Consider the following 14,595-nt stretch of genomic DNA (forward strand, 5'->3'; position numbering starts at 1 on the left):
TGTGGTTAATCTTTAACTATTCTGCATTACATTCTACAAGGGCTTTCATGCCTTGCGGGTTGCCGTCCATTGCGGCAAATGCGCTGCCAATATCATTTAACGGTGTAACAGAGCTAATGAATGATTCAATTTCTACTTTGCCTTGTGCAATTAATTCAATTGCCCAGTCGTAATCAGCTGCTTCGTAAACACGAGCGCCTAATAGTTCAAGCTCTTTCCAGAAAAATTGGAATAAATCAATTTGTGGCGCTTCTGAGTGAATTGCGACCATAACGATACGACCACGACGACCTGCAACTTGTGTCATAGCATCAATGGCAGGTTTTACGCCTGAAACTTCAAAAACGACATCCGCGCCTTTAGTATTGGTCCAATCATCAACAAATTCAGCCAAATCGGTATCTATTGGGTTAACAGATTTCACCCCTAGTTTTTCAGCAAAAGCACGACGAGACTCATTAGGTTCAGACACTAATACCTCAGCGCCAACGCTTTTAGCAACGGCAGCAACTAACTGACCGATAGGACCACCACCTAAAATAACGACTTTTTCACCCGCTTGTAGGCGAGAGCGACGCACATCGTGACAGGCCACTGATAAAGGCTCAATTAATGCGCCTTGTTTTAAGTTAACACCTGCAGGCAAGGTATGTAATGTACGCGCTTTCACTGTCCAATTTGATTGAAACGCACCCGGTGTATCTATGCCCATAAATTTTAGGTTTTGACAAATATGTGTGTGTCCTGCTTGGCAAGTTGGACATTCACCACACCAATCAAGTGGACGTACTACAACACGATCACCCACTTTATGACTGGTCACCGCACTGCCAACTTCAACAACCGTACCTGACATTTCATGACCTATGGTTTGTGGCGGCTTAACACGCGCATCCATAACCCCATGATAAATATGCATGTCGGTGCCACAAATACCAACATAACCAACGTCTAAACGAACTTCATCAGCTTTTGGTGCAACAGTCTGCCCTGAAACGATGTTAAAAGATTTATTACCAATATATTGTGCTGCTTGCATGGTTGTGCCTTATGACTGTTTAATTAAATGAGGCTTGAGAAGTTGCTGATCAAAAACAACCCCTGTACCTGGGATATTCGGCGCGACCGCTCTTCCATCAACAATGGTAAGTGGCGTCGTCGTGTATTCATCTATCGGGAAAGAGTGAACTTCTAAATAACCAGCATTTGGCTGAGATGCCATTAAAGAAACATGAAGTTCATGCATACCATGGCTACACACTGGTAAGTTGTGAGCATACGCCATTTTAGCAACCTGTAACCAACCTGTGATCCCGCCAATGTTTGACGCATCAGGCTGTAAAAAACCTAACTTGGCTTGTTGAATTGCATAAGTAAACTCGTGAATAGTATGTAAATTTTCGCCCATTGCGGTAGGAATGTTTATCGCATCGGCAATACGCGCAAACCCCTGATAATCATCAGGAATAGTCGGCTCTTCGAACCATTTGATATTATAGGGTTCAATCGCTCTGGCAAAACGAATGGCTTGCTCTACGGTCATTGAGTAATTGGCATCCACCATAAAAATAGCATCAGGCCCAATAAGTTCGCGAACAGCTGCAACACGGGCAACATCTTCACGGTAATCTTCTTTACCCACTTTAATTTTTACCGCTTTAAAGCCTTTGTCTAAATAGTTTTGGTTATTATCTAATAGCTTTTCAAGCGAGAAATTTAGATCGATACCGCCGGCATAACATTTGGTAGTATTATTTGCGCCACCAGCAACTTGCCATAAAGGCTGATCTAAGCGCTTACACTTAATATCCCATAAGGCAATATCAACCGCCGAGATAGCAAAGCTTAATAAACCGCCGCGACCTACGTAATGATATTCCCATTGTAACCAATCCCAAATGGCATATATCTCTGCGGCATCTTTACCAATAAGCTTAGGACGCATTTCGTCATTTAATAACGAATAAATTGCGCGACCACCTTTACCGCCAGTATAGGTATAGCCAACACCTTCGGTGCCATCTGAGCAACGAATAGTACAAACAATTAGTTCAAAGTGAGTGTGGGCACCATGTTTTGCATCGGTTAACACTTCAGCTAAAGGCACCTGATAGTACTGAATATTTACTGCGTCAATTACGCTAGCTTTTGTGCTCATGTTTTACTCTCTTAAATATTATTGTTAACAATTTACACTTCTAGCGGGTTTTTGTAAAGGCATTATTGTTAACAATTTTCAATTAATAAGTATTCGCTTTTTTAGAATGAGATAACTATGTCGAAATAATAAACAAGGTTGTTAAAAAGCCATTTAATAAATGTTAATAACCTAAGGCTATTCGACAACGATAAGTGGGTGACCGTATTACCAGTCACCCTGAAAGTTTGAAGGTTTTGGTACGCGACTTATTGTTAACAACTTAAATTGTCATTCGATGACACCACACGAATATTGGCAATTTCAATGGTCATTTTTCCGCCGGTGTAGACCATAAATGGCGTGGTCACTTTACTTAAATCAAAGTTGTCTTTAGCAAAGCATTTAATTGGAACAGGCACACTGACCCACTCATTTTTAGGTAATTTTTTTAAACCGTTCTTTAATGGGAATGTACTGCGACAGCGCCAATCCCAATTACATTCCATGGTAAGTTCAACAAGTTTTTTAGGTGCTTTAACCACCTTCATATCGATGAGTAATACCCCATTGTCAATGTATTGGCTTAAATCAACCACGTGCTGAGTATTGAGTAAGGAAGCCGTTAAAATATTTTTATCTTCACTGCCCCATTCGTTTTTAATACCACGTGGTTTCCAAGTTAAGCGAATGGCGTCGTTGTCAGCATTTTTACTGGTTGGCTTTGCCGTTAAACTGCCTCTTAGTGTTTTGCCCTTATTGTTTTCCAATTTTACTTTGCCAAATTGCAAACTAAAATCCCAAGGGCCGACACTTTGACCATCAACAAAATAGTCAACATGTGCGTTGGTTTGCGCAAAAATTGTTGTTGATAAACACAATAAGCTTGCGCCGATAACACCTGAAATCGAAAATTTATGAGCCATGATTAGCCTACCTTTTGCATATTTTTATTTCGTTTAAACTTAATCAGTTTATCTAGATGTATTGCAGAACTAAGCAGTAAATGACAAACCTGTAAAATGCCAGATTGATGACAGGTTTTAAGCTTGCTGCCGGTTAAATTGGTGATCGCTTCTTGGTCAAACGTATATAAGCCGTTTAACTCAATATTGCCTTGTTCAGCCAAGTCAATATTTAGGTTAATTGGCGATAACAACTCAAGTTCATTGGCTTGTTGTAATAGATTTCTCGTTTGCGTAGTACCGGTCATGAGTTGTGAAAATGTTTGTTGAATACGATCTAAATATGGCGTTGGTGCGCCTTGTTCATCAAATATGCGTTCACCTACTTTTCGTTGAAATAGCGGGCTAGCATAGTCAACGGCCAATTTAGCACCTGAGTCAAATTCACCTTCAGGTAAATGCACACGAAATGGGCGTCTGAGTATGTCTAAAGGTAAATAAGTCGCCTGCCACGCATCACCTTGCAAATACAAGTTTTCACCTTGTTCAAAGCCCAAAATTGCCGTTAACTGAAATTGACCTGTGCTGGTATTTTTAGTAATAAAAATTGGGTATTCGTGCACTAAACTACTGAGTTCACTTAACATCACCATGCTTGAATTTACTTGGTTTTGTTCAACATTATATTTGCTCGTGTTTACCCTTAAATCGCGGTGTGCGACTGGGTGTAATAATTCGATATTATTTGCGGACATTGAGATCTCCATCTTGTTATATTTTCGACAAACCGTATTGATGTATTTTTTGTATTAGCTCACGGTTGGTCGGTAGTGAAGCAACTAATTGTTTTGTTGCTTGTAAATTAGAATTAACTTGTTGTGCTACGGCATTACTAATAGCAGGGTCTAATGAAAATAACTGCTCGGTTTTAAACTGACTACCATATAAAACAAACTGATAACTTGCCGCTTGAAACACCTCACCAATACGGTTGAAATCTAATTGGGTGGGCACATTGTATTGCCAAAGTTGCAGTTGTTTTCGCAAGCGCTCAGGTATGGTGTTGCTTTTACGGTTGTCTTGCCAAAAGGGTGTTTCTCGTTTGCTCAGCACATAATGTAACTTTAAAAATTCAATCACTCGCTGCCAGCGATAATGAAACGTTTCATTAAATCTTTGCTCGATAATAGGCAAGACACTGGTGGTTTTAGGAAGCTGCTCGGCGATCATGGTTGCAGATTGCTCAATCATCATTAACGCAGCCGCTTCAAGCGGTTCTAAAAAGCCTGCTGACAAACCAATCGCGACACAATTTTTATGAAAAAATTTGTCACGGTGACCGGCTTGAAAACTGATTTTTTTGATCGCTAAATCACTAGCATCAACACCGGTATTTTCAATGTAACGGCGTAAATCGCTTTCAGCACTTTCTTGTGATTGGTACTTGCTTGAAAAAACATAACCGACACCACGACGAGTAGGTAAGCCTATGTCCCAAATCCAACCTGCTGTTTGCGCGGTTGACTGGGTATACGAAGCGATTTCATCTTCTGCATGGTTATAGGGAACTTGCACAGCAAGCGCCGTATCAGCAAACAATACATCGTCTATCGGTTTAAATTTAACGCCTAAAGCATCACCAAGTAATAATGACTTAAAGCCTGTGCAATCGATAAAGAAGTCAGCTGATAGCGTTTTACCGCACTGAGTGATTACGCTGTCGATATCGCCCGTATGGCTAAGCTGAACATTTTCAACATCTGCAATTTGGTGTTTAACACCAAGCTTTTCGACGCAATGACGCTGTAAAAAGGCGGCAAACTTTATTGCATCTAAATGGTAACCATAATTTGCATAACCGGCATATTCAGGTGTCGTTATGGTTTTAGGTGCGAGTTGTTGCTGGCATAACGTTTCTTGGCTGGTAAATAATTTAGCTAAAGAGTCACTACTATTTTGATCAAGCCAGTATTCAACCGTATCACCTTGAAGTGCACCATCTGGTACATTAAAAGGGTGATAATAAAAATTATTTTTTGATTCATCATCCCAATTAACAAACTTTGAGCCCTGTTTAAACGATACGTTACATTCACGAATAAAGTCGGTTTCTGACACACCAATGCTGCGCAAAGTTTGCGGCATTGTTGGCCAAGTTCCCTCACCTACGCCAACCGTGGCAATATTTTCAGACTCGATTAAGGTGATAGTAAGCTCACCCTTTTCAATGCGCGCTTGATGACGAGCCGCAATGATCGCAGCGCTTAGCCATCCTGCAGAGCCGCCACCGACAATGGCTATCGATTTGATTACATTTTTCATCGCTACCTCAAAGCATCTTAATACACTTGGCTCACTATAAATTTGGGCATTTATAAGCATAAAAAGCCTTCTAAACTTGGTTCAGAAGGCTTTTTCAATTAACCCATTAAGAGCTGCTTATTGTTAAGAAACACGATTATGGGATCTCAATTATACGTACGTTATCAATACGGTAATTAAAGCCCGGTCCCCAAACGTTAGTACCAACATGTAGCTCTTGCGCGCGAGTCGACCAATCGCTATGCTCTGAGTCACGCGGTAAATCAAGTACTGCGGTAAAGGTTTGTGTTGCTTGATTTAAGAAATATACACCTTTAAAGGCATGACCAATAACAGTCACATCTGTATTCGATGGGTCAACTACAGACACCCTAAGTGGGTGGTTAGCTGCTGAGTATTCATCAATTTCAACATCCATAGTCACTAGGTAGCGTTTACCATCTTTAAGGGTACCATCTGCTAATGCTAAGATGTTGCGCTTATCGCCACCTTTACCTGAGTGAAGGCTCATCGCACCACTAATAGCGTCAGTATCAGAAACCGAAGCGCTATCTGATAAGGTCCAATTGCCAGCACCTTCATTAAAAGTAGAATCGGCTTCTGAGATTAAGTTATTCGCTTGTTCAAAAGCCACTTTGTATAATCTAAAGTCATCCATATCTACCGCTTGGGCAACATTAACCGCAACGCTCATTGCATCAACAGCGGTAAAAGATACAGCATTAGTTCGATTGCCACCACCATGCTCATACCAGTTGTTACTGGTAATTGGGCTATTTGGCACTTCAACTATAACACCAGAACCATCATCTTCTAATAAAGTTCCTGTTACGCTTGCCGTTGAGCCACCACCCCAGCCATCAGCATGTTTGGCACGCGACTCTAAAACATAAGTCGCACCAAGTTCTAAATCACCAAGGCTAGTAGATAGAGTTTCTTCAGCGCTAAATGCCGCTAATTGACTACCTTCAAAATCTAGTCCTAACGCGGAAGAACTTACCGCTGACACTAAACCGATACCCGCTGGGCTCCAACCACTTAAACCATCTTCAAAACCACCATTGGGCATAACATTTTCCGCGCCGTCATTGGTAATTGTAATTTCAATGGTTGCTTCAACATTGTTTAATGGCTCGCCATCGTTAACCATATAGGTATAGGTAAAAGTTTTAGTTTCTGCGCTCGCAACATGGGCACTAAAGACTACAGGATCAAAGATCAGCTCGTTATCCATTGACGCGGCAAATTCAAATGCTGGCGCATCACCAACAGGAGTAATTGTCGTTAAATCGGCAATAACATCTTCACCGTTAGGCTCTAAAATTTCTGGCTCTGCCGCTAAATTTACTACAACGCGAGTGCCACTGGTATTTGCCGAAACGGTTTTCACACCATCGACAATTGGTGGAAGTGGATCTAATGTAACACCACGTACTTCAATATTAGCGGTTCTTGGCAAGCTGTTATTGTGATCTTCAACATTATAAGTCACTGTGAAAACTGCCTTGGTACCCAATGGAATTAGGTCTGCAATACTTGGAATATCAACCGTTACCATATTGTCAGTAACCGTAGCAGCACCAGCAACATTATCAGCGCTAGCACTTATGACAACATCGCTTATTGATAGAGGCTCTTCATCAGCATCGGTAACACCTGAAAGTAAATCTATTGATTGTACATCTTCAAATTTGGTAAATACCGAAGTAAATGGGGTTTCGAATTCTGGCGCTGCATCTTCACCAACAAAGGTAATGGTCATATTACGTGGCGTCGCGTTAGTACCATCTGATACATCGTAAGAGAGTTCTACTGTATAGGTCTCACCTGTATCAATAAGTGGCGCAACTTCTGAGGCGCGAAGGCCAATAGTGCCACCCGAAATTTCAACACCTACCGCATCAGCTGGTGTCATGGTCATGTTTCGAACCAGCAGAATATCACCATCCATGTCGGTGGCAACACCTTCGCCACCAGCACGACCATCTAATGCACCTAATGCATAGACAAATCCAAATTCTTCTTTTTCACTTAAGGTTAACGAAATATCACCGCCATGCTCTGGCGCGTATAAATTTTCTTTCTCTGCGGGGCTGTAGCTTTCGCTGCCACAACCAGTAAGTGTTGCGATAACGGCAGACGCTATTATTGTTTTAGCTTTTAGTAATGTTTTCATAATTAAACACCATAGAATTATTTAGTGAAGGCATGGACCTTAGCCCATGCCATTCTCAATTTATTATTAGAAATTAACGCGAACACCTAAACGGTATGAAGTACCCACTTTATAGTTGGTGTAAGTTCGAGATGTTGGAGCATCACCCTTTAACGGGTTACCTTCTTCCATAGCAACAAATTCGTAACCTACAGCGTTGTCGGCATAAACACGTTGTACTTCTAACTCACGGTTGGTGTAGTAAGTACGGTATGCTGAATCAGTTAAGTTGGTGGCTTGAAGCACAACTATAACATTATCATTCACTTTATAAGTAGCTGATAAATCAAGCGTATCTCGACCTTCATTCCAAATAGAACCTTGGTTCCAAGTACGACCACTTTGACCAGTGTTGTAATCAGTTCCAACAAGAGAGTCACTAGAGCCTCGGTAACTTAAACGTACCTGATGACCGTCTTGCTCCCAAAATGCAGTGAAGTTATAAGTATGAATTGGCGTATCCGCTACTGGATAGGTAGGCAACGCTTTACCGGTAATTGAAGAGATATCAGCATCATACTCACTGTCTTGATAGGTATAGTTAGCAGAAACACCTAAACCACTTAAGAAGTAGCCAGGTAAGAAGTTATAACTTTGCGTATAACCTAACTCGACACCGGCAATGCTTGCGCCTTTACCGTTAACAATTTTACTAACACTGTATTGACCACATAAGTCACGTAAATCGTTACTTAATCGCGTTGGATCAGCCGATAACCAGCCAAAATCAGCTGTCGCACGTTGCGGCATACAACCCGTTAAACCATGATCGTCACCATCTGCGTCACTTTCATCAGCTAGCATGACGATATCGTCACTGGCGATTTCACCTTCGATTGTACGTAAATCAACAATATAAGTTGCCGCTGTATCGTTGGTGGTAAAATTTTTCATGTCTTTGTAGAACAAAGCAACACTTAACAATGACGCATCGTTAAAGTACCACTCAGCTGAAACATCAAAGTTGTTCGACTCTAGTGGGTCAAGTTGTGTGTTATACATGCTTACACGGCCAACTTGCGGATTTCCTGAACCCCAATAGCCATTTTCATTAACCGAAAATCCTGGGCGAATTAAATCAATTTCAGGACGAGTCATGGTTTTTGAAGTAGCAAAACGGCCTATAAACTCATCTGAAAATGCATAGTTTAAATTCAGGCTTGGTAATACATTTTCATAGCTATGTTTACCGGTAGATTTAAATGATTTTAACGATTTATCGGTTAATTCGTTAAAGCTATAACCAGTAAAGTTTCGCAACTCTGCTGCAGAACCATCCCACTGAACACCTGACTCCCAACCTGCGTTGTCATTAGTAGATACATCAGCGTATTGCCACATTACATCCCAGCCTGGGTTCCAAGAACCTTCAGGACGTTCTACGCCAGCAATGGTGTCTGCTGCCCATTGTGCATAATTTGGATCATGACAGGCACCTTGATCAGGTACTGGTGTCCAATTTTGCGGATCTGGGCCCGAGCTAGTATCCCAACCTTGACCATCAACACGGCCAAAACGTTTTTCATAACCTTGCTCCATGGCACCTGATAGTTGACATGCCGGTAGCGAAGTATCACGTAAGTCACGTAAATGTACTCGGTCAAATTCTCGGTATAAATTATCAGTAAAAGTGTAGAAGTTGGCACCGGAATAACCCGTAGTTTCTACATCTGTTTTCACATAACGTACACCGATATCACCGGTTAACTTACCGTCGAAGTATTCAAAGTTGAACTTCAGGTAAGCTGCTTGCGTATCAAAATCTGCACCACGTGTTTGAGTATTATCAGTTGTTCTAACAATATCTTCGCCGCCAAACACTAAATCTGATGCTGCAAATACATCAATTGGCGTCCAACCTGTGGTAGCAAAATTACGGTCGTAGCCTAACGAACTCATAAAATCGTCATAAGCTAAACCGTCGCTAGCAATCATATTGCCGCGAATACCTGTTAGTGTGCCACCAGGAACGGTAACTATATTACCATCTTCATCTTCTAATACTTCAGAAGCTGCTGAAGAGCTATATCTATATTGTTGGTTATCTACAAATTTTTCACGTTGTGTATATTTAGCACCAAACTCTATTCCGGTAATACCGGCAAAATCAGTTTCATATTGAAAGTCAACTTGGGCATTGCTTATTTTATCTTCAACATCAACATCGTTGTTTGCAATATAACCTAAATGAAATGAGTCAATATCGCGCGGGTTAAACCCCGTTGTACCCGTATTGTCTTCGTGGCCAGGATGAAAAGCACCCTCTTCATCAGTCCAGTCGTAAATATTCTCACCTAAGTCAACAAAGCCTTCGCCATTAACAATCTCACACATGCCACTAGTACAGTCGTAACCTACCGGCTCAATGGCACTGCCTGCTTCATTCATAATTCTTGCTGGCAGTTGCACAAAGTTTTGCATATTAGTTGATGCATTTGGCATACTTTCAGAGGTACTGCTCGAGTGACCAATGGCAACTTTCATCATTAATGATTCAGTTAATGCGTGCTCTAGTTGCAAGCTTAAGCTGAAGTTTTCGCGTTCATCACCACCCTCATTACGAAATAAATCACCACTACCATAGCGGTTGATGTATTTGGTTAATGTTTGTGTGTCTGTATCAACCGTGTACCAATCAGCTTGTGGATCAGTAAATGGATCGGGCGTATTTACAAATGCAGTTGACTGTTCGCCCTCGAAGAAGTTGTTTGATGCGGTATGACGACTTTTAATTGCATCTCTTGCTGTTCTCTTTTCTTGAGTTGAATAAGTTGCATCAAACATTATTTCGGTATCATCGCTTGGCAGCCATTGCAGACCTAATGTACCACCAGTACGGTCACTGGTATTTTGAAATAATTCATAATTTGTATTTTGGTGTTGGATAGCTTTTACACCCGAAATTATTTCACCATTTTGATCTCGAGCTGAACGGATTTCATTTGAGGTGATAAAATTTTCTACACGATATTGGTCGCGACGAATGGTATTGGTTTCATCATAAAGCGACAACGCAACACCAAAAGTTTCATCCAAAAATTTTTCAGAAATAGCAACCGAAACTTTGTAGTCTTCTTCTTCAGAAAAGTCATTGTAGCGACCTTGAATGGTAGCAGAACGAACATCATTTTCTTGGTATAACGGGCGAACCGTTGTTAAGTTAACACTTGCACCTAATGAGCCTTCGTCATGGTTTGCACTCGGTGTTTTAACAACTTCAAGTTTTGATAGGATGTCGGCAGAAAAAGAGCTCAAATCAACTGATTGGCTAAAATCAGTTGAGGTCATTTGCTGACCATTGATGGTAATTTTATTTTGATTTGATGACGCGCCACGTACCGTAATTTGTGAACCTTCACCGTCTTGGCTAACAACAGTAACACCCGTTACTCGACCTAAAGCATCGGCGATGTTTTGGTCAGTACTTTTACCAACATCTTCCGCGTTAATAGTATCAACCACGTTGGTAGCGAAACGTTTATCGTTCATTGATTTTTTCAAACTACCGCGAAGACCGGTAACTTCAATGACTTCTATGTCATCAGTTTTTGCTGAAGCTGCTTTTTCATCAGCTTCTTGAGCACTTACATTAAACCCAGTAGCAGCTAGCAAAGCTAGGCATACTGGGCTTAAATTGAATGTTCTTTTTGGACTAATCATTATACATCCCCTAGGGTTTTAGTTCCCACGCTTTATAATTTATCTATTGTTTTGTTCTTGTAAACTTGATGCTTTTATAAACGATAAACACAAAGAATAACTATGGTTGATTCATTTATACCTTCACTTTATTCCGATAGCAATACCTTTGTCAATGATATTTTGTTAACAATTTTCAATATACAATAGTACGAATTAAGTCGTAATAATTAAGCCTTAAGAAGTGTAATAACGTAAATAATGAAATTGTCGTTGAATTACTGTGTTTTTTGTTGTCCAACCGCAAACAAAGCTTCGACAAATGTAAAATTGAAAGCGCAGTGCGAAAGGCTTGAGCTTTTAAGTAGAATAGATAAGTTTTTATTAACGGATTAGACAAAAAATGCACTTATCAAGCTGATAAGTGCATTCGTATTTGCAACAATTTAACTGTTATTTAGAATTTAAAAGCAACGCCTACTTGGTAACGACGACCTGAATACTGAACTAAAGATACTCGTTCTCGCACATCACCATACTCTAATATGTTCTCGTCAGTTAGGTTAATCACTTCCATATTTATCGTAAACGTCTCATTAAGATCATACGAAGTACTAAAGTCAAATTGGCCATAATCATCGGCATGTTTTGGCAACCCGCCACCGATGTCACTTTGACGTTGGATAAGGAAGGATTCGCGCCAATTATAGGCAAGTCTTGCCTGAAATTCTTCATTTTCATAAAAACCTATAATATTGAAGGCATTTGGTGAGAACCCTTCTACACCGCTTCCAGGAGAGGTAACACCAGGTTGGTCAAAAATGTCAGCATCACTATCGCTACTATCTGTATAGGTATAGTTTGCTTGCACACCAAAGCCACTCATCCAGCCAGGTAAATAGTCAAAATAATGTAGCGCAGCTAGCTCGATACCACTAAGTTTTACACCACTTCGGTTACTTTTTTGGGTAACCGTTTCCTCTACAACCGTTTCATCAATGCCATCAAAATTTCTGTCGACCATAAACTCAGTGTCTTGCACAAAGGTTTGAGTCGAAATCCAGCTACTAAAGTCTTTGTAGAAAAGGTTGGCGCTATAGCTACTACCGTTTTCTTGGTAGAACTCAAGTGATAGGTCAAACTGTGTCGCCAAATAAGGATTTAAGTATGGGTTTCCTTGGCTGCGGCTATAATCCGACAAACGTGCACCACCAACTGTCATATCAACGCCAACATCTTCCAATGCTGGGCGTGTCATTACTTTTGCTGCCGCACCTTTTACATACCAACCGTTGCTAAAATCTAAGCTAACATTGGCACTGGGTAAAAACTCGCTATAAGTATTGCGCGCTGAAGTAAAACTTGGATCGGATAACGTAATATCGATAACTTCACCATCATCGGTTACTTGGTCGTTCATGCTAATGTCTAAAACTTGGATCGCAAAACCATTCGATACACTTTCATTGTCAACATAACGCATGCCAACATTACCACGCCAAATAAAGCTGTCTGTTTCACCTTCGAGGTTTAATTGCGCATATAAGGCAAGAATTTCTTCAGTATTTTCAACCGACGAGTTAGGTTGTAATACAGGTGTCCCCCAGTTTGGGTCTTGTGAAATGGTTTTCATTTCTTCAACGTAATCATTAATGTTATTGATGAAGATAAAATCACGTGGAAACTGACCACTGACATCCGATAAATAATTACCGACAGTGTTGATAGAAAATAAATCATCACTCATATCGATTAACGTTCCGCAGGTGAATACTGTTGAACCACACTGCGTATCAGTCGAATCGTACTTATCTATTGTTTTTTTACGGTCGGTATAGGCAATACCAATATCGACAGATTGATAAATACCTGAGTCAAGTTCATAATTTGCATCAAATTTCACTTCCGTTACTTCATCTTCCAAAACATCATTAGAGAAAAAGTTCCAGTGCGCTTTTACACCTGCCGGATCATCCCAAGCAATTGATGAATCGACATTTATAACATCAGTACCTCGGCTATCAAACTTAATATAATCGTCATCCGTTAAGCCACCGTCATTTACAATATTAGGCACATACCAGTTACGTTGTGGCGTAGATTCAGCTTTTGAATAAGCTACGTCACCAGCAAAGGTCCACTTATCACGCAATACCATCACATTGTAGCCAAGCGCAAAGGTTTGCGAGGCTTCTGCCCGAGTTTGAAATAATCCATCAAGGGGATCAGAATTTTTAGTAGCTGCCAATACGGTATTATTACGTGAAACCACAACATCAGTAAAACCATCACGGTGAAGTGGCGCTTGCATACCATTACTAAATGCTGAACGATCAAAATCAGTATAAAAAGAGTCTATTGTGTGGGTAACTTCACTCGTTGGCGCCCATTGCAATGTGATATTGGCACTTGTACGTTCCCGCTCTTCTTCATCGGTCATAAACTGAGCACGGCCTGGATACCAAACAGTTTGACCATCGGCAACTGCGCTGCCATCTTCATATTCAACAGGTCCCGGTGCACGTTGGTTATCACCAACAACAAACTTATCCCAAAATACGCCTTCATGGGCATCGATTCTATTGGTAGATTCAACATAGGAAAAGCCTAATAAAATACCAAAGCTGTCGTCATTAAACGTATTACTGTAAATACCTGAAAATTGCGGCGAAGTTTCTTCCGCTAAATCATTGTATTTCACGTTGACCGAGCCAGCGATATGCTCGCCAGGGCTATTTAAAGGTTTAGCTGTATTAACCGTAACATAAGCGCCTATGCCACCTTCAGCAATATTTGCCCGAGAAGCCTTAATAATATCAGCGCCAGAAATTAATTCAGAAGGTAGAATTTGGAAGTCAAATTCACGACCACGTTCAGATGTTGCAATCGTACGGTTATTTAGTTTTACGGCATTAAATTTAGGACCTAAACCACGCACTGTGATCGCTGTACCTTCACCATTGGTTCTAGAGATCATGACACCAGGAATACGTTGTAATGATTCCGCGACATTTTGATCTGGAAACTTACCAATATCTTCTGCAACAATGCTGTCTTGAATTGACGAAGCGTTTTTCTTTAGTTCCATAGCTTCGGTTAAACTGCTACGTATGCCTGTTACTTGGATAACTTCGACTGATTCATCCGCGGTATTTCCCCCTACTTCTTGTGCTGCACTCGCTTGATATGAACTAAACGCGGCTGAAATAGCAACGGTTAGCGAGAGTAACTTATAATTCCCAAGATTTTTCATTAGACTTCCTCAAGGTTTTCAATTATTTATTGTTATAAAAAGTCTATTCAGTTTTTGTTTTCCTATAACTAAATTCGTTAAATCGACAATAACTCAATATAACTTTTCTGTGCTTTCCCAAAGC

8 protein-coding genes are annotated in these 14,595 nt (G+C 40.6%); all 8 read right to left on the reverse strand.

Annotated features, from left to right (window positions below; all coding sequences use genetic code 11):
• Nucleotides 1-16: 16 nt before the first annotated feature.
• Nucleotides 17-1,039 carry a zinc-dependent alcohol dehydrogenase gene (locus ACRRSQ_RS11965; protein ID WP_440875975.1) on the reverse strand — a complete coding sequence of 341 codons (1,023 nt, stop codon included), beginning with the start codon at nt 1,037-1,039 and terminating at the stop codon, nt 17-19.
• A gap of 9 nt (nt 1,040-1,048) precedes the next feature.
• The gene (locus tag ACRRSQ_RS11970) at nt 1,049-2,158 is read right to left on the reverse strand and encodes a mandelate racemase/muconate lactonizing enzyme family protein (RefSeq protein WP_440875976.1); all 1,110 of its coding nucleotides are present in this window, start codon (nt 2,156-2,158) and stop codon (nt 1,049-1,051) included.
• A gap of 254 nt (nt 2,159-2,412) precedes the next feature.
• The gene (locus ACRRSQ_RS11975; RefSeq protein ID WP_440875977.1) at nt 2,413-3,063 is read right to left on the reverse strand and encodes a putative glycoside hydrolase; all 651 of its coding nucleotides are present in this window, start codon (nt 3,061-3,063) and stop codon (nt 2,413-2,415) included.
• Between the two features lie 2 nt (nt 3,064-3,065).
• The gene (locus ACRRSQ_RS11980) at nt 3,066-3,797 is read right to left on the reverse strand and encodes a SapC family protein (protein ID WP_440875978.1); all 732 of its coding nucleotides are present in this window, start codon (nt 3,795-3,797) and stop codon (nt 3,066-3,068) included.
• 16 nt (nt 3,798-3,813) lie between these two features.
• On the reverse strand, nt 3,814-5,364 hold the full coding sequence (locus ACRRSQ_RS11985) for a tryptophan halogenase family protein (RefSeq protein ID WP_440875979.1): 1,551 nt from the start codon (nt 5,362-5,364) through the stop codon (nt 3,814-3,816).
• A 136-nt stretch (nt 5,365-5,500) separates the two neighbouring features.
• On the reverse strand, nt 5,501-7,540 hold the full coding sequence (locus tag ACRRSQ_RS11990; RefSeq protein ID WP_440875980.1) for a hypothetical protein: 2,040 nt from the start codon (nt 7,538-7,540) through the stop codon (nt 5,501-5,503).
• A gap of 66 nt (nt 7,541-7,606) precedes the next feature.
• Nucleotides 7,607-11,239 (reverse strand): TonB-dependent receptor, encoded by a 3,633-nt coding sequence (locus tag ACRRSQ_RS11995; protein ID WP_440875981.1) that lies wholly within the window; start codon nt 11,237-11,239, stop codon nt 7,607-7,609.
• A gap of 436 nt (nt 11,240-11,675) precedes the next feature.
• A complete protein-coding gene (locus ACRRSQ_RS12000) occupies nt 11,676-14,471 on the reverse strand; it encodes a TonB-dependent receptor (protein ID WP_440875982.1) in 2,796 nt (931 codons plus the stop codon).
• Nucleotides 14,472-14,595: the final 124 nt, after the last annotated feature.

The organism is Thalassotalea sp. PLHSN55 (genome assembly GCF_052030545.1).
GTDB lineage: Bacteria > Pseudomonadota > Gammaproteobacteria > Enterobacterales > Alteromonadaceae > CANMXU01.

Excerpts from the sequence above, each read along its gene's own strand:
- ACRRSQ_RS12000 (WP_440875982.1), bottom strand. The coding sequence starts at position 14,471 with ATGAAAAATCTTGGGAATTATAAGTTACTCTCGCTAACCGTTGCTATT.
- ACRRSQ_RS11995 (WP_440875981.1), bottom strand. The coding sequence starts at position 11,239 with ATGATTAGTCCAAAAAGAACATTCAATTTAAGCCCAGTATGCCTAGCT.
- ACRRSQ_RS11965 (WP_440875975.1), bottom strand. The coding sequence starts at position 1,039 with ATGCAAGCAGCACAATATATTGGTAATAAATCTTTTAACATCGTTTCA.
- ACRRSQ_RS11975 (WP_440875977.1), bottom strand. The coding sequence starts at position 3,063 with ATGGCTCATAAATTTTCGATTTCAGGTGTTATCGGCGCAAGCTTATTG.
- ACRRSQ_RS11990 (WP_440875980.1), bottom strand. The coding sequence starts at position 7,540 with ATGAAAACATTACTAAAAGCTAAAACAATAATAGCGTCTGCCGTTATC.
- ACRRSQ_RS11970 (WP_440875976.1), bottom strand. The coding sequence starts at position 2,158 with ATGAGCACAAAAGCTAGCGTAATTGACGCAGTAAATATTCAGTACTAT.
- ACRRSQ_RS11985 (WP_440875979.1), bottom strand. The coding sequence starts at position 5,364 with ATGAAAAATGTAATCAAATCGATAGCCATTGTCGGTGGCGGCTCTGCA.
- ACRRSQ_RS11980 (WP_440875978.1), bottom strand. The coding sequence starts at position 3,797 with ATGTCCGCAAATAATATCGAATTATTACACCCAGTCGCACACCGCGAT.